Below are 16,855 nucleotides of genomic sequence, written 5' to 3' on the forward strand. Positions count from 1 at the left end.
ACGCTTCATGCAACGGCCCATCATCGCCGGAGTTGACGGCAGCTCCGACAGTCTGATCGCAGCGGGCTGGGCGGCCGGCGAGGCACGGCGGCACGGGGCGCCCCTGGTGCTGCTGCACGGTCATGTTCCGCAGGCGGGGTTCTACCGGGTGCTCGCCGGCGACATCGAGCACGAGCGCCGCGCGGCGCGGCAACTGCTCGATGACGCCCTGGCTTGGGTGCGCGAACACTTCGAGGACGTCGAGGTGAGTGCCGAGCTGGTGGTGAAGCCGGAGGCGGAGCTGCTTGTCGAGCGCGGCCGGAACGCGCGGATGATCGTGCTCGGCTCCCGGCGGCCGGGCCCGGTGACGGGCTTCTTCCTCGGATCGGTCGGACTTCGCGTGCTGAGCAGAGCCGCCTGCCCCGTGGTCATGATCCGCGGCGGCTCGGCCGGCCGCCGGCCGCGGGACGGCGAGATCGTGGCCGGTGTCCCCCGGGAGGAGGAGGCCGAGGCGGTCCTGGACTTCGCCTTCCGGGCCGCCGCCGCGCGCGGTGTGCCGCTGCGCGCGGCGCGCGCCTGGAGCCTGCCCACCATGTTCACCCACGAGCCCGAGCTGTCGCGCCGCGCGAACGAGCACGGTGGGCTGGAGGAGGTCCACCGCCATGACCTCGCGAACCTGCTGGCGCCGTGGCGTGAGCGCCATCCGCAGGTCACGGTGGTGGAGCATGTCGAACCGAGTCCGACCGCCGAGATGCTGGTGAGTCTGGCGGCCTCTGCCCAGCTCCTCGTCGTCGGCCGCCGCGCCGAACCCCGCAGCCGTTATGTGGGCCATGTCGCCCACGCGACCCTCCACTTCGCCGACGCGCCCATCGCCCTCATTCCTCATCCGCTGGACGCGGCCGCCGACGGGTGACACAGGCCGACGACAGCCCCGCGGTGCGCACGACGAACGCCGGGCTTGCCCGAGGCAGGACGCCGCCCTCCGCACCGCCTGCACCGGCCGGACCCGTCCCCGGCGTCCTGACGCCGGGCCGGTGTCGAGGCCGTCCCCGGTCGTCGGCGCCGGACTCGGGCGCGGCCCGGCGGCGGCACCGCATGACCTGCCCCCTGGGCCGCGACCCGGCCGACCGGGCGTGAGGCCGTGCGCGGGCGTTCCACGGGCGGGGTGACCGCACCGGCGGTCAGCGTCCGTCGAGCAGCTTCACGGCCGTCCGGACGATCTCCTCGGGAGCCGGTGAGGCATCCAACGAGGCTCCCCTCTCGTCCGGTTCGAGCGGCTCGAGCGTGGCGAGCTGGGAGTCGAGCAGGGTCTGCGGCATGAAGTGGCCCCTGCGCCCGCCGAGCCGGCCCGCGAGCACCTCGCGGTCGGCGGTGAGCTGGAAGAAGACCGCGGCGGGGCAGGCCGACCTCAGGATGTCCCGGTAACGCCGCCGCAGGGCGGAGCAGGACGCCACTCCCCCGCTGCCGGCGGCGTCGCGGTCGCCCAGCCAGCGTCCGACGGACTCCAGCCACGCCCGGCGGTCCCGATCGTCCAGCGGAACTCCCGACGCCATCTTCCGGATGCTGTCGGGCGAGTGGAAGTCGTCCGCCTCGGCGAAGGGCACCCCCAGACGCTCGGCCAGCTGCCGGGCGACCGTCGACTTCCCGGCCCCGGACACTCCGGAGATCACGACGCACGGAGGACGGCTCGACGTGCGGTGGGTCATCGGCTCTCCCTCCAGGTCCCGCGTGCGACGACCGGTGCGGCCCGGCTGTGGTGGGTGTCCCCTCAGGAGTCGGCCGGCATGACGGCTTCCTCGTGGAGCAGGTCGTCCCGCCGTCCAGGGGTGGTGTGGCGTGGGGGCGGCCCGTCCGAGCCGGCCGGATACTCCTCCATGGGCACCAGGTCCCGCTCCCAGGCGGACAGGACCGGTTCGACGACACGCCAGGCCTCCTCGGCCTCGTCGCTGCGGATGGACAGCGCGGGGTCGCCGCCCAGAACGTCCAGCAGCAGACGGCCGTAGGCCGGCAGGGCGGGGGCGTCCATCTCGGCGGTCAGCGCGAGCTGGGTGAGGGTCTCGGCACGCGAGCCCGTCACGGTCATGTCCATGCTCAGGCTCTCGGGTTCCAGGCCGAACCGCAGCACGTTGGGCCGGACGTCCTTGTCCTGTCCGAAGGGCAGGTGAGGTACGGAACGGAAGTGCACCGCGACCTCCTTGCGGTCCTTGCCGAGGCCCTTGCCGCTGCGCAGACGGAACCGGGTGCCCGTCCAGCGCCAGCTGTCCAGTTCCAGCACGATCTCGGCGAAGGTCTCGGTCCGGCGCCGCGCGTCGACACCGTCCTCGTCCACATAGGCGGGCACCTCGCGGTCGCCGGCCCGGCCGGACGAGTAGCGGGCGCGGCGCGTGCGGTGCGCGACGTCGAAGTCGGTCAGCGGCCGCACCGACCGCAGCACGTCGACCTTCCGGTCGCGCAGGTCCCGCTCGCCGAGGGTGAGCGGCGGCTCCATGGCGACCAGGCACAGCAGTTGCAGCAGGTGGTTCTGCACCATGTCCTTCAGCGCGCCGACGTGGTCGTAGTAGCCGGCCCTCCCTTCCAGGGCGAGGGTCTCGTCCCAGACGATCTCGATCTCGGCGATGTGCGTGCTGTTCCAGATGGGTTCGAGGACCCGGTTGGCGAGCCTGCTGCCGAGGACGTTCTGAACGGTCGTCATGGCCAGGAAGTGGTCGACCCGGAAGACGGCGCGCTCGGGTACGAGATCGGCGAGCAGCCGGTTCAACTCCTGTGCGCCGGCGAGGTCCTCGCCGAACGGCTTCTCCAGGACGATGCGGCTGCCTGGGGGCAGTGCGGCCTCGTGCAGCGCGGTCACCGTCGCCGGGAACAGCGCCGGGGGGAGCGCGAGGTAGACGGCCACGGGGTCTTCACCGGCGACGGCCGCGCCCACGTCCGCGGGGTCCGTCACGTCGGCCCTGCGGTAGTCGGCCGACGCGATGACGGCTCGCCGGGAGTCGGCAGGGAGGTCGGCGCCGTGGCGTTCGAGCTGGGCGTCGGCCCACTTCCGGTACCGTTCGCCGTCCCAGTCCTCCCGGCTGGCGCCCGTCAGGCCGAACCGGTCGTCGATGTGTCCCGCCGCGTGCAGGGCGGCCAGCGCCGGCAGCAGGAAGCGGCCCGTGAGGTCGCCTGTCCCGCCGAAGACGACGAGTCGTCGGATGGTCATCGCGAACCGCCCTGCGCCCGTGCGAGGCCGGCTCCGCCGGCGATGACGCCGAGGCGGCCGGACGCCTGGGGGAAGTTGCCCATGAATGCTCCCGTGGTCGGGTCGATCTGCTCCGGCAGCAGCCCCAGGGGGGCTCGCTCGGAGCACAGCGACGCGTACAGTTCTCCGGCCTCGTCGAGGCGGCCCCGACCGGTCAGGTTCTCCACCGTCCGGACGCCGCACAAGCCCCTTGGGGGGCCGGCTGCCCGTCGCACCGGTCTAGAAGCTCACCAGCACCTTGACGACGTCCTCCAGCTTCTTGTCCGACACCTCGAAGGCGCGTTCCATCTCGTCGAAGGAGTAGGTGTGGGTGGTCATGCGCGTGGGGTCGAGGCGGCCCTTCTCCAGGACGCGCAGCAGGCGCTCCATCCGCAGCCTTCCGCCGGGGCAGAGGCCGGAGGCGATCGTCTTGTCGGCCATGCCGACGCCCCAGGCGACGCGGGGAATGCTGACGTGGTCGCCGGAGCCGAAGTAGCCGATGTTGGAGATCGTGCCGCCGGGCTTCGTGATCTCGACGCAGGTCCTGAAGGTGACGTCCGCGCCGAGCGCCTCGATCGCCGTGTCCACCCCCTGGCCGCCGGTCAGTTCGAGAACGCGTTCGGTCACGTCCTCGTGGGTGAAGTCGACGATCTCGTCCGCTCCGTAGTGGCGCGCGAGTTCCTGCCGGCTCGGCACGGACTCGACGCCGATGACGAGTCCCGCGCCCAGGAGTCGGGCCCCTGCCGTCGCCATCAGTCCCACGGGGCCCTGGGCGAGAACGGCCACGGTCCCGCCCATCGGGATGTTGCCGTGTTCGGCGCCCATGAATCCCGTGGAAAGCATGTCGGCGCAGTAGACGGCCGCTTCGTCGGGGATCCTGTCGGGGATTTTCGCGAGGTTGGCGTCGGCGTCACCGACATGGAAGAACTCGGCGAACACGCCGTCCTTCAGGTTCGCGAACTTGAATCCCCCGAGCGGTCCGCCCGACTGGGACGGGTGGCCGTTCTGGGAGGCCAGGTCGCCCCAGTCGGGGGTGATGGCGCCGACGAGGACACGGTCGCCCGGCCGGAAGTCCTTCACGTCGCTGCCCACGGACTCCACGACGCCGACCGCCTCGTGCCCCAGCGTGAGGTCTTCCCGCGGTCCGATGCCTCCCTGCACCGTGTGGGAGTCGGAGGTGCAGATCAGGGCCTTCGTCGTCCGCACCAGGGCGTCACGGGAGCCGACGTCGGGGACCGGCTTGTCCATGAAAGCCACTTTGCCGATTTCCTTCATGACAAATGCCCGCACTGTTTCGTCCTCCTGCCGGCTCTTCCCGGTCAGGGGAAAACGCTGAGCCATCGGTACACGGATCGCGCCGCCGCGTGCCGTCCGCGGCGCAAGCAACTGCTCCAGGCTCATCGAGCCCGACCCGGGCCGCAAACCGCGCCCCGGGAGTCGGCGCCACCGGCGGAACGGCGAACCGGCCCGGTCCCCGGCCCGTCCCATAGGGTGGTGGCCCATGAACGGCACGGTGCCCCTGAGGGCTTTCATCGGTTGCTTTACAACAAATGGGGGACGGGGAATCGTCCGGGCCGCGGTGGATCCGCGCACCGGGGCGCTGACCGCGGAAGGCACCGTCGAGACCGTTCCCGACCCGTCGTATCTGGCTGTGGGACACCGGGGAAGCGGCCCGGTTCTCTACTGCGTGTCCGAAACGGCCCACGGGGCGGTCGCCGGCTTCGACGTCTCGGGGCCGGTGCCCCGGCCGCTCGGCGAGCCCGTTGCGACAGGAGCGGCCGACCCGACGCACCTCGCCGTCTGCCACGACCACCTGGTGACGGCGGACTACGGGTCCGGGAGCGTCACCGTGCTGCCGCTGGCCGCCGACGGCAGCCCCCTCGCGCCGAGCAGCGTGCTGCGCCACGAGGGGTCCGGGCCGGACCGGGAACGCCAGTCGGCCCCGCACGCCCATCAGGTGGTCCAGGATCCTTCGGGAGGCTGGGTGCTGAGCGTCGACCTCGGCACCGACTCGGTGCGGGTCTGCTCCCTGGACCCGGGCACCGGGCAGCTCGCCCTCCACAGCGTCATGGACCTGCCGCCGGGCACGGGCCCGCGCCACCTCGTCTTCCACCCGCGCGGCAGCCACGCCTACGTGCTCGGTGAGCTGCGGCCCACCGTCACCGTGTGCCGCTGGGACGCGGCCTCGGGCGTGCTGCTGCCGGTCGGTGAGTTTCCCCTCTTCCCGGACGGCGCCGGCGTTGCGGTGCAGCCCTCCGCGCCCGTCGTCTCCCGGGACGGGCGGCATCTGTGGGCGGCCGTCCGCGGCACCGACACCATCGAGGTCCTCTCGCTGGACGAGACGGGCGAGGTGGCACGGGTCGTCACCTCGGTGCCGTGCGGAGGCCACTGGCCGCGCGACCTCGTACTGCACCCGTCGGGCGCCCACCTGTACGCCGCCAACGAGCGTTCGGGCGATGTGACCTGGTTCGACGTCGACGCGACGGGGGTGCCGCGCCGAGCCGGGTCACTCGCCGTGCCGGCGGCGTCCAGCGTCGCCTTCGCCTGACGCGGCCGGGTCCACGGCCGGCCGCCGTACCGCCCGGGGCCTGACGACCGGCCGGACGGTGGCCCGGTGGCCCTGACGACCGGTCGGGCTCAGTACCGCAGCAGGGCGGCCACACCGTCCGTCGCACGGGCAGGCGGCAGGATCTCGGTGAAGGCGGCACCGCCCAGAGCGGCCGCGCGCAGCAGCAGCGGCGCCGCGGGCGCGCTGAACACCGTCGGGTCGTCGCCCAGCGCCGCCGGGTCGGTGCCCAGCACCTGGGGATCGCGGCGCGAGGCGTGCAGGACCGGGTCGCCGGAGCGGTCCGCGGCGAGCAGCAGTGTCTCCACCCGGCCCTGTGCCAGCGCCTCCTTCACGGCCGGGATCCCCTGCAGGGCCCGCCCGCCGGCCAGCTCGGCCTCCAGGGTGTCCAGGACGCCGCGGTGACGGGCGGTCATGGCTTCGCGCATCGCCGCGTCCACGCTCGCCCGCAGACCTGCGAGGGCCGAGGTGTCGCTGCGGCCTCCGTCCACGTAGACCAGTTCCCCGACCGGTGGCTGGTCCGTCAGGTGCTCGCGCAGCAGCCCGATCGCCTTGGGGTCCCCGGCGACCAGGACCACCGCGGCCTCCACGCCGGCTGCCGCTTCGCGCACGTCGTCGGCGGTCTGCTCGGTGTTCTCGCTCCACACGTTGACCGACCGCCGGTGGAAGGAGGCCTGGGCCTCCGCGCCCGCCTTCACCCGGCTGATGTGCAGCGTGCTGCCGTTGAAGGTGCGCTTCATGGACGGCTCGTGCGCTGCGGCGGGGTAGGCGGTCACATCCCCTCCCTCGCGGTCGACGGCGACGACGACGTGCGGCAGTTGATGGTCCCGGTCGATCACCAGACCCAGCGGGTCGGGCACGGGCAGCAACAGCGCGCTGTCGGCCGCGGGCGGCTCCGTCAGGGTGAACGCTCCGAGAAGCCGCCCGGCCGATGCGAACAGGGCCTCCCCTTGAGGCCCCGGCACCTCGGCGACGCCTCCGATCATCTGCTCCAGCACGTCCAGCGTCGCCTGGTCCGCGCCCTGTTCGGCCAGTGACCGGAGCGCGGCGCGCCGGCGCAGCTCGATCTGCTTGTCGGCGTCGTGCGCCGAACGGCTCGTGTCCAGGTGGACGGAGGCGACGGGGCCCTCGCCCTCGTACAGGGGCTGAAGAAACGCAAGATCCATAATGCTCGGGCCGGGCGGCCCTACCGCCTTCCCACGGATGCACAACGAACAGCACCCTAGACCTGTATGTACCGGTTTGCGCGTTCTGTGGTTCCCGTCGTGTGTGGCCTCAGAGGGGGCCGGGATCCCGTCCCCGTCTGGACCTGCCGGACTGCGCACACGGTGCGGTCGGCATGATGCTGGAGTCGGCCTGTGGCGGCGGACCGCCCGCCCGTCGGCCGTCCGCCACCGTCGAGTCGAGGAGTGTCCATGGCTGACCAGCGCGAGGAGACGGGCCGCATCGTGGTCGGAGTGGACGGTTCGGACTCGTCGAAGCAGGCCCTTCGCTGGGCCGTGCGTCAGGCGGAGGCCACCGGCGGTGTGGTGGAGGCGGTGACCGCCTGGGACTTTCCGCAGTTCCACGGCGCGCTCGGCTGGCTGCCCCCGTCGAGCGGCGACGAGGCCGCGCTGGAGGCCCGGGCACGCAAGGAACTCGACGAAGCCGTCGAGGAAGCCGTGGGATCGCAGCCGCCGGTGGAGGTACGCAGCGAGGTGCGTTACGGCACCCCGGCCAGTGTGCTGCTGAACGCGGCCCACGGCGCGACCTTGCTCGTGGTCGGCAGCAGGGGCCTCGGCGGCTTCGCGGGGCTGCTGTTGGGCTCGGTGGCCCAGCACTGCACCCAGCACGCCGCATGCCCGGTCCTCGTGCTCCGCGGCGACAGCCAATGAGCACCGGCTGATCCGGCGCTGAACGTCCCCGAAGGCGCCGGCGGGACCTGACGGGCCGCCCGGGCGGAGGGCTCCGTAGGCTGCCGCCCATGACGGGGAGCGGCATCGAACTGGTGATCTTCGACTGCGACGGTGTGCTGGTCGACAGCGAGAGGATATGCGTCGAAGTGGACGCGGTGATCATGGCTGATCTGGGGTGCGCGTTCACCGAGGCCGAGATCGTCGAACGGTTCGTGGGCTCGTCCACCGAGGTGTACACCGCGGCCGTGGAGGAGCGTCTCGGACGGCGCCTGGAGAAGGACTGGCAGAAGAAGTACGAGCACCTGTACGAGGCGGCCTTCGAGACCGGGCTCACCGCGGTCGACGGCGTCAAGGACGCGCTCGACGATCTCACCGCGGCCGTGTGCGTCGCCTCGAACGGTGATCACGCCGGCATCCGGCGCAGTCTGGACATCGTCGCCCTGTCCGACCGCTTCGAGGGGCGCGTCTTCAGCGCGGCGGACGTCCCCCGGGGCAAGCCCGCACCCGACCTGTTCCTGCACGCCGCCCGCTCCATGGGGGTGGAGCCCCGGGCGTGCGCGGTGGTCGAGGACAGCGCGTACGGGGTGCGGGCGGCTCGCGCGGCGGGGATGCGGGCCTTCGGCTACTGCGGGGGCCTCACCCCGGCCTCCCGGCTGGCGGGTCCGGGCACGGTCGTGTTCGACGACATGCGTGATCTGCCCGGGCTGCTGTCCGCGGTCCGCTGAGCCGGGACCCGGGCCGGGCCCGGACCGTGTCGGCGGTCCGGGCCCTGGGCGGTGGCGCCGGGTCTCACATGACGTCGGCGGCGACGAAGCCCAGCTCCTTGAGCATCGGCAGGTAGTTGAAGACGTCGTAGTGCTCGATGATCTTTCCGGCGTCGTCGAAGCGCAGCTCCTCGAGCATGAACCAGGTGACCTTCTTGCCGGTCGCGGCCTTGCCGAAGAAGTCGCCCCGGTGGGTGGCGGTCACGGTGATCCGCAGGATGACGCGGTCGCCTTCGGAGACGGCGCTCCTGACGTCCAGGTGCAGGTCCGGGAAGGCGGCGAGTCCGCCGCGCATCGCGGCCTTCATGATCTCGGAGTCGACCGGGCGGTCCTCGGAGAAGTGCTTGATGTCCGGCGACCAGTGCGTGAAGATCCCGTCCAGGTCCCAGCGGTTCCAGGCGGCGGCGCAGTCCAGCGCGATCTGCTTGTTGCGCTCCTGGACGGTGACGGCGGGCTGCTCGGCGAGTGTTGCGGTCATGGTGTTCCTTACCGGGTGTCAGGGGATCAGGACGTGCTTGCCGACGGTGGCGCCGTCCAGCAGGGCGCGGACCGCGGCCGGGGCCTCGGTCAGCGGATGGCGGCCGGCGATCTCGGGGCGCAGGACGCCCTCGTCGACCAGCCGGTACAGCGCGGCGAGGTCGGCCCGGAAGTCGTCGCCGGGTTTGACGTAGTACATGCTCTGGCGGCGGCCGCGGGTGAGGCGGAGCTTGGCCGCGATCCAGCGGGCGGCGGTGCGGCGCAGTGCGGGCACGTGCGGCCTGAACCACTGACCGGGCCGGTAGCCGGCCACGGAGGAGTCGAACGAGACGAGGGTGCCGCCGTCGGCGAGCATGGCCCAGCCGGCGTCCAGGCCGCGTCCGCCGATGTGGTCGAAGACGGCGTCGACGCCGTCGGGTGCCAGTTCCCGTACGGCGGCGGGCAGGTCCTCGGTGCGGTAGTCGAGGGGTTCCGCGCCCAGCGCGCGCACCGCCGGGTGCTTGGCGGGTGAGGCGGTGCCGATGACGCGCAGCTGCGCGTGGACGGCGAGCTGGGTGAGCAGGGTGCCCACGCCGCCGCTGGCGCCGTGCACGAGCACGGTGGAGCCGGCGGCGAGCCGGGTCTGCCGGTGCAGCATCTGGTAGGCCGTCACACCGTTGGTGATCAGGGAGACGGCGACGGCCGCGTCCAGGTGCTCGGGCACCGCGGCGAGCGCGGCGGCGGGCACCTCGACGTACGTCTGCCAGGCGCCGTGGCGGGGCATCGCGGCGACGCGGTCGCCGGTGTTCCAGCCGGTGACGCCCTCGCCGGTCTCCACGACGCGGCCCACCAGGTCGTAGCCGGGCACGAAGGGGAACTTGGGCGGGAAGGGGTGCAGGTGCTGGAGCATCTGCACCTCGGCGAAGGACACGCCGGCGGCCTCGACGCGCACGACGACCTTGCCGCGGCCCGCGGTGGGCCGTGTGCCGTGGCCGGCGACGATGTGGTCCTCGGGGCGGCCGCTGCCGGTGAGCCGCACATGGACGTGGGCCGTCGCGCCGCCGGCGGCGGGCGCGGCGGGGGCGGCGGGGGCGGTCCCGCGGCCTGCGGCCGTGCCGGTGTCGACGCTCACGCCGCCACCGTCTCGCGCTGGGGGGCGAAGTCGGCGGCGTGGTCCGCGGCCCACCGGGCGAAGGTGCGGGCCGGGCGGCCGGTGATCCGCTCGACGGTGTCCAGCGGCACGGGCGGGTTGTCCATGGCGTCGGCGAGGTAGCCGAGGATCATCTCGACGACCGGCGGCGGCATGAAGTGGCCCATCTGCTCACGCGCCTGGTCGGGGGTGATCTCCTCGAAGGCGACCTCGGTGCCGATGGCGTCGGCGATCGCCTTCACCTGGTCCACCTGGGTGATGGCCTGCGGGCCGGTCAGCACGTACGCCTGTCCGGCGTGGCCGTCCTCGACGAGCGCGGTGGCGGCCACCGCGGCGACGTCGGCCTCGTGGATCAGGACGCGCGGCGCGCCGCCGTAGGGGGTGCGCACGACGCCCTCGGTGCGGATGGAGTGGCCCCATTTCCACAGCAGGTTGGTGGCGAACTCGTCGGGGCGGACGAAGGTCCACTCGATGCCGGACTCCTCGACGGCGCGCTCCACGGTCCGGTGGTGCTCACCGCTGTGGTTGTCGCCGGAGGTGTCGAGCACGGACGACGAGGAGAGCACCACGATGCGCCGCACTCCGGCCTCCTTGGCGAGGGCGACGACCTCCCGTGCGGTCTGAGGGACCGGGAAGAGGTAGAGGCGCTCCACGCCGGTCAGGGCGGCCCGCAGCGTCTGCGGCTGCTCGAGGTCGCCCTCGAACACCTCGACGCCGTCGGGGAGCCCGGCCGTGGCCGGGGTGCGGGTCAGGGCACGCACCTGCGCCCCCGCCGCCACGAGGTGGTCGACCACATGCCGGCCGACGGATCCTGTCGCTCCTGTCACCAGAACTGTCACGCCTGCTCCACCCTGTCGGTCTCGGCTTCCCCGAGACTCCTCGGACCTTGGTGGTGCAAGGCTGAACAGACCGGCTGGAGGGTCCCCGGAGACTGGCTGGAACGCGATCCGGGCCGGGCGGGCGGGAGCGCCGCTCGAGCCGTTCTCGAGCGGCGGCGGGGATGCTCCCGGCGGAGGGCCTCGCCTGCGTGCCCGTGCGCGCCGGGGCGCCCGGGCACGGCCGGCCGCCGGGTGGCTGCGGGGCTTTCGCGGGGCTTTCGACTGCCGGACCACGCCACCCCCCCTTTTTTCTGTGTTCCCTCGTCCCCCACGAAAGGTCGCCGCCTTGTCCGCCACCGCCGTAAGCCAGTCCCCCACCACGCGAGGCAGGACCAAGAAGAAGTTCGAACTCTCCCGCAGGGCGCGCAGGCTGACGCTCGCCGTCCACGTCGTCACCTCGGTCGGCTGGGTGGGCCTGTCCCTGGCGATGGCCGTGCTGGCCGTCATGGGGTACACCACCGAGGACGCCGCGGTCGCCAAGGGCGTCTACTACGCGATGTACGTCTTCGACGACACCTGCGTCACGGTGTTCAGCATCACCGCTGCGCTGTCCGGCATTCTGCTGTCCTGCGGCACCAAGTGGGGCCTGCTGCTGCACTGGTGGATCATCGCCAAGTGGGTGATCACCCTGTTCATGACGATCTTCGCGTGGTTCGTGATCCACCCGATCGTCATGAAGGCCACCGACAACACCGCGACGGCGGGCGGCGCGCCGCCGGAGCCGGGCTGGCCGGCGGACTTCCTGCTGTGGAGCGTGCCGGTGCTGTTCGCGCTGCTGACCGTCGCGGCGGTGGTGTCCGTCTACAAGCCGTGGGGTCGCACCTCCCGCGGCCGGCGCACCGCGCCGCGCGGCGGGCGTTCCTGACGGCCGCGCACACGCGCGGCGGCGGCCGGTCCCCCTGGATGCCCGGGGGCCGGCCGCCGTCGTGTGCGGGGGTCAGGTGGTGCGCCAGGCGCGGGTGACGGCCTGGGCGCGATTCTTGTCGAGGAGGCCGTCGTCGCCGCGGGCGGCGGAGTCGACGTCGATGCCGAGGAAGCGGGGGTGGGCCGAGGTGGCGGGGAAGTCGCCGTGGCCCGCGGGGCCGAGGCCGCCGGCGAGGAGGAACGGCAGGGTGGTGGCGTCCGCCAGCTTCGTGACGGTGGTGTCGTCCAGGCGCTGGGCGGTGGAGCCGATGCGGCCGTCGCCCGTGACGGCGTCGAAGAGGAAGCAGTCGGCCCCGGCCCGCTCGTAGGCGCCGGTGAGCCGGCCCTCCAGGCAGGTGTCGTCGCGCACGTGCAGCACCTTGGCGATCTTCAGGCCGTCGGGGCACTGCGCGCGCAGGGCGCGCAGCACGCCCGGGGGCTGGAAGCCGTGCAGTTGGACCCAGGGCACCTTCGCCGCCCGCACGGCCGTCGCCAGCACGCCGGGGTCGGCGGAGAAGGTGACCAGGACGGGCTCGAGGCCCGCGCCGAGGGCTCGGGCGGAGAGCACGGTGAGCTGATCGAGCGTCAGGTCGGCGCGGCCGCCCGGGACGTGGTGCCACAGGCCGATCAGGTCGGCACCGGAGGCGGCGACGGCGTCGACCTCCGCCGTGGTGGTGGCGCCGCAGATCTTGACCAGCATCAGGCGGCCGCCGTCCGGCCGGCGTCGTGCTCCAGGGATCCGGCCGTGAAGCGGTCGTCGCCGGCGCCGAACAGGCCGGGGTGCGCGGCGCGCAGGTCGGCCAGGACCGCCTCGTAGGGCAGGTCGTCGAACTCGCCGTGGAAGCGCAGGAATTCCATCTGCCGGCGGCCCTTCAGGTCGAAGGGGTGGTGCACGCTGTCGGCGGTGCCGTCGAAGTCGAGGGGCGCCATCCGGTAGAGCCGGCACAGGTTCTTGTTGAACACCGGTGTGGCGCGCACCCATTGGCCTTCAAGGCGTACGGAGGTCAGGCAGTGCTGGTGGAACACGTCGCCGCCGAGCAGGCTCACCAGCTTCTCGGAGGCGAGGTGGTTGCGCACGTCGGTCAGGACGAGGCGGGCGGGGATGCCGAGCGAGCGCAGGCCGGCCGCGTAGAGGACCGACTTGTGCAGGCACATGCCGGAGCGGCCGGCCGCCACGGTGCTGGCGCGCAGGCCCTGGCGGGTCAGGTCGGCGCCGTAGACCTCGTAGCGGACGGTGTCGCGGACCGCGTAGTAGAGGGCGACGGCCTGCTCGGTCGGGGTGGTGGCGCCGGGCGGCAGGGCGTCGGCGACGAAGGCGCGCACCTGCTCGGTCTCGTGGTCGAGGAACTCGGTGGCCTCGAGGGCGCCGGTGCTCAGTCGGGTCGTCATGGCAGCTGGGGATCCGCTTCGTTGTCGGTGGGGCTCGGTGGCCCGTCGGTTCAAAGGCCCAGGAGGGCGGCGATGCGGTTGCGCTGGGTCTCGGAGGTGCCGGAGTAGATCGTTCCGGCGACCGCGTTGCGCAGCTGGCTCTCGATGCCGAACTCGGCCATGTAGCCGTTGCCGCCGAAGATCTGCACGGCGGCCAGGGCGGAGGCGACGTTGGCCTCGCTGGTGACGAGTTTGGCCATGGCGATGTCGCGGGTGACGTTGTCGCCGGCGGTCATCCTGCGCGCCGTCTCGTACAGCCAGCGGCGGGAGGTCTCCACACCGGTGGCCATGTCGACGATTTTGTGGGAGACGGCCTGGTAGGAGCCGATGGGCTGCCCGAACTGGCTGCGGGTCTGCGCGTAGCGGACGCAGGCGTCCACCCGGCGCTGCATCTCGCCGGCGTTGATGACGAAGGAGCACAGGATCTCCCAGCGCATCACATGGTCCAGGACGAGGAACCCGCCGCCGGGCCGGCCGACGACCCGGTCGGCCGGGACGCGGCAGTCGTCGAAGTACAGCTCGCACAGCGGCGAGGTGCGCAGGCCCATTTTGGCCAGGGGCCGGCCGAGGGTCAGGCCCGGGGTGTCGCGGTCGACGAGGAACGCGGTGATGCTCAGCGGCCCGGGACGGTCGCTGGTGCGGGCGTAGACGGTGAACACGTCGGCGACCGGCCCGTTGCTGACGAACGCCTTGCTGCCGTTCAGGACGTAGGCGTCGCCGTCGCGTACCGCCCGGGTGCGCATCGCCAGCGCGTCGGAGCCGCTGTCGGGTTCGCTGATGGCGTGGGCGCCGATCAGCTCACCGGTGCAGATCCCGGGCAGGTGGCGCTCCTTGAGGGCGTCGGAGCCGAAGCGCTGCAGCGGGACGCCGGCCGCGACCATGTGGGTGCAGGCGGAGAAGTTCAGTCCGGCGTCGCGGCAGCCCTCCCCCAGGCCCTCCAGGACGTACATGGTGGTGGTCAGCGACTGGCCGAGTCCGCCGTACCGCTCGTCGAAGGGCAGTCCGAGGATTCCGGTGCCGGCCAGCCGCCGCCATGCCTCACGGGGGAACTCGGCGGCCGCGTCGCGCTCGACGTGCCCTTCGTCGAGCTTTTCGAGCACGGGCGCCAGGCCGTCGCGCAGGGCCTGCTGGTCCTTCGTGAAGTCGGCCATCAGTAGTGGGAGAACTCGGGCGAGTCGAGGTTGTGGCTCTCGTCGCCGCGCAGCGCGGGGGTGAACATGCACACCAGGCGCAGGTCCTCGTGCGGGCTCGCCACCAGCCAGTGGGCGTCGTGCCGGTCGAGCGCGTACAGGGTGCCGGGGGTGATGGGGTGCGAGACGCCGTCGCTGTCGATCACCTCGCCGCTGCCCTCGATGCAGTAGCAGCTCTCGAGGTGGTTGCGGTACTCCAGGCGGGACTTGGTGCCCGCGCGGACGATGGTGTCGGTGACGGTGTAGCCGACACCGTCGGCCTGGGTGAGGAATCTGCGGCTGAGGCCGTTGCCCCAGTCGACACAGGTGACCTCTTCGAGCTTGCGGACGATCATGCGGGGTCTCCTTTCATACGGGGTGGTTCCGCGCTCTTCGCAACGGTGGGCCGCGAGGGGCCGCTCACGGCCCGCGCAGCTCCCTCACGAAGGAGCCGAACTCCTCGACGGGGTCGCGGCCTTCGGTCAGGGCCTGTTCGATACGGGCCACGCCGACGCTGCCGACGACGGCGGCGTCCGCGCCGAGGTCCTGCAGGAGCAGGGTGTCGGCGCGGGTCCTGACGCCGAAGCCGACCGCGACGGGCGCGGTGGCGGTGGCGCGCAGTGCGGCGACGGACCGGGCCAGCCGGTCGTGGTCGAGGGCCGCGGCGGTGCCGCTGCGGCCGTAGTGGGCGACCAGGTAGAGGTAGGCGGTGGCCTGCGCCGCCGCCTCGGCGACCGCGTCGGGCCGGGAGACGGCGTAGCAGGTGGTGACCAGCGGCAGGCCGGCGTCGTGGGCGGCCTCGTAGTGGGCGGTGCGCAGCCTGGGCGGGACGCCGTGCAGCAGCAGTCCGTCGCAGCCGGCGTCGCGCACGGCGGCGGCGAAGTCGCCGGGGGCGGTGCCTTTGACGGTGTGGCTGAAGTCGGCGAGCAGCGCGATGCGCAGTCTCTTCAGGCCGGGCCGGACGCGGGCGACGGCGGCGAGGACGGCGGCGAGGTCGGTGCCGTGGGCCAGGGCCCGGTCGGCGGAGCGGCGGATGACGGGCCCGTCGGTGACGGATCCGGGGAAGGGGACGGCCAGTTCGAGGCAGTCGATGTCGCTCTCGTCGAGGAGGGCGACAAGGTCGGGCAGCCGGTCCAGCGGCGGGTCGCCCGCGTTGAGGAACAGCGCGAGGCCCGGCCGGCCGGGCGCGGCACGGGTGAAGAAGCCCTCGGCGGCGGGCACGACGGCAGGCGCGGTGCGGGGTGCGGTGCCGGTGCCGGTGGCGGTGGCGGTGGCGGTGGCGGTGGCATGGGTGGGGCCGGTTCCCGACGCGGGGCCCGTGACGGGGGCGGCGCCGGGTGCGGATGCGGGGCCGGTGCCGGGCGCGGGGCCCGTGGCGGGTGTGGGGCCCGTGGCGGGTGTGGGGCGGGGATCAGGCATGGGCCACCTCCGTGGCGCGTCGCAGCCGGTCGACCAGGGCGAGGGCCGAGCCGTCGTTCAGGACCGCGCGGGCGCCGCGCAGTGCCTGGTGCCAGTCGCCGGTGAGACGGCCGGCCACGGCGAGGGCCGCCGCGTTGAGGCAGACCGCGTCCTCGGCCGCCGGGCGGCCGCGGCCGGCGAGCAGGTCCAGGACGTCGCGGACGGGGTCGGCGCCGGGCCGCAGGTCCTCCAGGCCTCCGGGGCCGAGACCGAGCGCGGCGGGATCGAGGACGAACTCGTCCTCGCCGCCGCCTTCGTAGGTGCGCACCAGGTTGGGGGCGAAGCCGACCAGTTCGTCGGCGCCCGTGTCGTTGGTGGCCAGCCACACGGACCCGCCGGTGCGGCGGGCGGTGTGCTCGGCGGCGTGCCGCAGCCCGGGCACGAGCCGCGGGTCGGAGACGCCGGTGAGCTGGGCGTCGACCGGCATGTCGGCGAGGAACGGACCGAGGGCGTTGACGAAGCGGCCGAGCCTGCGGACGTCGAGCGGCAGCACCCCCCGGGCGAGCAGGCCCAGTTCGGCCGGGTAGACGAACATTCCGGCGAACGCGATGCCGCACCGCTCGAGCATCTCGTGGGTCTGCTCGTAGGAGGAGGCCGTCTCGATGCCCAGGCGTTCGAGCAGGTCGAGGGAGCCGAGGGCGGAGGTGTAGGCGCGGGAACCGGTCTTGACGACGCGGGTGCCCATCGCGGCGGCGGTCAGCGCGGCCGCGGTGGAGATGTTGAGGGTGCGCGGGCCTCCGCCGGTGCCGACGATGTTGACGGCGCCCTCGAACACCGGCCGTCCGGCGCCCTGTCCGGGGCGGCGTTCGGCGAGCGAGTCGAGCAGCGCGGTCAGCGTGGTGCGGCCGGGCATCTGCGTGGACAGGGACGCGAGCAGGGCCACGCTCTCGCCCCGGCGCAGCGCGCCGTCGTGCAGGCTGTCCCAGAACGAGCGCCACTGGGGAAGGTCGACGGGCCGGTCCTGGGCGATCAGGGCGGCGACGGCGTCGTGCATG

At 73.1% G+C, this 16,855-nt stretch carries 19 protein-coding genes; 5 read left to right on the plus strand and 14 right to left on the minus strand.

Annotation, left to right across the window (positions count from 1 at the left end):
- Positions 1-7 precede the first annotated feature (7 nt).
- Positions 8-892, plus strand: coding sequence for a universal stress protein (locus SPRI_RS01015; protein WP_005321812.1), 885 nt, complete (start codon positions 8-10; stop codon positions 890-892).
- 268 nt (positions 893-1,160) lie between these two features.
- Here the strand turns inward: SPRI_RS01015 and SPRI_RS01020 are convergent, their stop codons facing one another.
- From SPRI_RS01020 to SPRI_RS01035, 4 genes are all read right to left on the minus strand, one after another.
- Positions 1,161-1,685, minus strand: coding sequence for a gluconokinase (locus tag SPRI_RS01020; protein ID WP_005321810.1), 525 nt, complete (start codon positions 1,683-1,685; stop codon positions 1,161-1,163).
- Positions 1,686-1,747: 62 nt separating this feature from the next.
- Positions 1,748-3,175 carry a glucose-6-phosphate dehydrogenase gene (locus SPRI_RS01025; protein ID WP_005321808.1) on the minus strand — a complete coding sequence of 476 codons (1,428 nt, stop codon included), beginning with the start codon at positions 3,173-3,175 and terminating at the stop codon, positions 1,748-1,750.
- Positions 3,172-3,381, minus strand: coding sequence for a hypothetical protein (locus tag SPRI_RS01030; RefSeq protein ID WP_037775606.1), 210 nt, complete (start codon positions 3,379-3,381; stop codon positions 3,172-3,174). The genes SPRI_RS01025 and SPRI_RS01030 overlap by 4 nt, the downstream gene beginning before the upstream one ends.
- A 52-nt stretch (positions 3,382-3,433) precedes the next feature.
- Entirely contained in the window at positions 3,434-4,441 is a 1,008-nt protein-coding gene (locus SPRI_RS01035) for an NAD(P)-dependent alcohol dehydrogenase (RefSeq protein ID WP_234020474.1), read from the minus strand.
- Between the two features lie 253 nt (positions 4,442-4,694).
- Here SPRI_RS01035 and SPRI_RS01040 point away from each other — a divergent pair, with 253 nt between their 5' ends.
- Positions 4,695-5,741 (plus strand): lactonase family protein, encoded by a 1,047-nt coding sequence (locus tag SPRI_RS01040; RefSeq protein ID WP_005321801.1) that lies wholly within the window; start codon positions 4,695-4,697, stop codon positions 5,739-5,741.
- Between the two features lie 89 nt (positions 5,742-5,830).
- Here the strand turns inward: SPRI_RS01040 and SPRI_RS01045 are convergent, their stop codons facing one another.
- A complete protein-coding gene (locus SPRI_RS01045; protein ID WP_005321798.1) occupies positions 5,831-6,925 on the minus strand; it encodes a baeRF2 domain-containing protein in 1,095 nt (364 codons plus the stop codon).
- 249 nt (positions 6,926-7,174) lie between these two features.
- Between SPRI_RS01045 and SPRI_RS01050 the strand changes: the two genes are divergently transcribed.
- Both SPRI_RS01050 and SPRI_RS01055 read left to right on the plus strand, forming a co-directional pair.
- Positions 7,175-7,633 carry a universal stress protein gene (locus tag SPRI_RS01050; RefSeq protein ID WP_005321795.1) on the plus strand — a complete coding sequence of 153 codons (459 nt, stop codon included), beginning with the start codon at positions 7,175-7,177 and terminating at the stop codon, positions 7,631-7,633.
- An 89-nt stretch (positions 7,634-7,722) separates the two neighbouring features.
- Positions 7,723-8,379 carry an HAD family hydrolase gene (locus SPRI_RS01055; protein WP_005321792.1) on the plus strand — a complete coding sequence of 219 codons (657 nt, stop codon included), beginning with the start codon at positions 7,723-7,725 and terminating at the stop codon, positions 8,377-8,379.
- A gap of 64 nt (positions 8,380-8,443) precedes the next feature.
- Here the strand turns inward: SPRI_RS01055 and SPRI_RS01060 are convergent, their stop codons facing one another.
- Genes SPRI_RS01060 through SPRI_RS01070 form a run of 3 tightly spaced genes read right to left on the minus strand, consistent with a single transcriptional unit; the run spans position 8,444 to position 10,863 of the window.
- Positions 8,444-8,896 carry an ester cyclase gene (locus tag SPRI_RS01060; protein ID WP_005321789.1) on the minus strand — a complete coding sequence of 151 codons (453 nt, stop codon included), beginning with the start codon at positions 8,894-8,896 and terminating at the stop codon, positions 8,444-8,446.
- A gap of 18 nt (positions 8,897-8,914) precedes the next feature.
- Positions 8,915-10,006: a zinc-binding dehydrogenase gene (locus SPRI_RS01065; RefSeq protein WP_005321787.1), complete on the minus strand. Its 1,092-nt coding sequence runs from the start codon at positions 10,004-10,006 to the stop codon at positions 8,915-8,917.
- Complete coding sequence (locus SPRI_RS01070) at positions 10,003-10,863, minus strand: NAD(P)H-binding protein (protein ID WP_037775604.1); 861 nt, start codon at positions 10,861-10,863, stop codon at positions 10,003-10,005. The genes SPRI_RS01065 and SPRI_RS01070 overlap by 4 nt, the downstream gene beginning before the upstream one ends.
- A 325-nt stretch (positions 10,864-11,188) precedes the next feature.
- Between SPRI_RS01070 and SPRI_RS01075 the strand changes: the two genes are divergently transcribed.
- On the plus strand, positions 11,189-11,767 hold the full coding sequence (locus tag SPRI_RS01075; protein ID WP_053556624.1) for a DUF2269 family protein: 579 nt from the start codon (positions 11,189-11,191) through the stop codon (positions 11,765-11,767).
- 72 nt (positions 11,768-11,839) lie between these two features.
- Here SPRI_RS01075 and SPRI_RS01080 read toward each other — a convergent pair whose 3' ends face one another.
- From SPRI_RS01080 to SPRI_RS01105, 6 genes are all read right to left on the minus strand, one after another.
- On the minus strand, positions 11,840-12,505 hold the full coding sequence (locus SPRI_RS01080) for a phosphoribosylanthranilate isomerase (RefSeq protein ID WP_005321780.1): 666 nt from the start codon (positions 12,503-12,505) through the stop codon (positions 11,840-11,842).
- Entirely contained in the window at positions 12,505-13,194 is a 690-nt protein-coding gene (locus SPRI_RS01085; RefSeq protein ID WP_005321777.1) for a transglutaminase-like domain-containing protein, read from the minus strand. Before SPRI_RS01085 ends, SPRI_RS01080 begins: the two co-directional genes overlap by 1 nt.
- Positions 13,195-13,244: 50 nt before the next feature.
- A complete protein-coding gene (locus SPRI_RS01090) occupies positions 13,245-14,384 on the minus strand; it encodes an acyl-CoA dehydrogenase family protein (protein ID WP_037775603.1) in 1,140 nt (379 codons plus the stop codon).
- Complete coding sequence (locus tag SPRI_RS01095; RefSeq protein ID WP_005321771.1) at positions 14,384-14,758, minus strand: ectoine synthase; 375 nt, start codon at positions 14,756-14,758, stop codon at positions 14,384-14,386. Before SPRI_RS01095 ends, SPRI_RS01090 begins: the two co-directional genes overlap by 1 nt.
- 64 nt (positions 14,759-14,822) lie before the next feature.
- On the minus strand, positions 14,823-15,821 hold the full coding sequence (gene trpA, locus SPRI_RS01100) for a tryptophan synthase subunit alpha (protein WP_078951197.1): 999 nt from the start codon (positions 15,819-15,821) through the stop codon (positions 14,823-14,825).
- Positions 15,814-16,854, minus strand: a complete 1,041-nt coding sequence (locus SPRI_RS01105; RefSeq protein ID WP_053556625.1) for an anthranilate phosphoribosyltransferase — start codon at positions 16,852-16,854, stop codon at positions 15,814-15,816. The genes trpA and SPRI_RS01105 overlap by 8 nt, the downstream gene beginning before the upstream one ends.
- Position 16,855: the final 1 nt, after the last annotated feature.

The organism is Streptomyces pristinaespiralis, from assembly GCF_001278075.1.
In the GTDB taxonomy this organism is placed as follows: Bacteria; Actinomycetota; Actinomycetes; order Streptomycetales; family Streptomycetaceae; genus Streptomyces; species Streptomyces pristinaespiralis.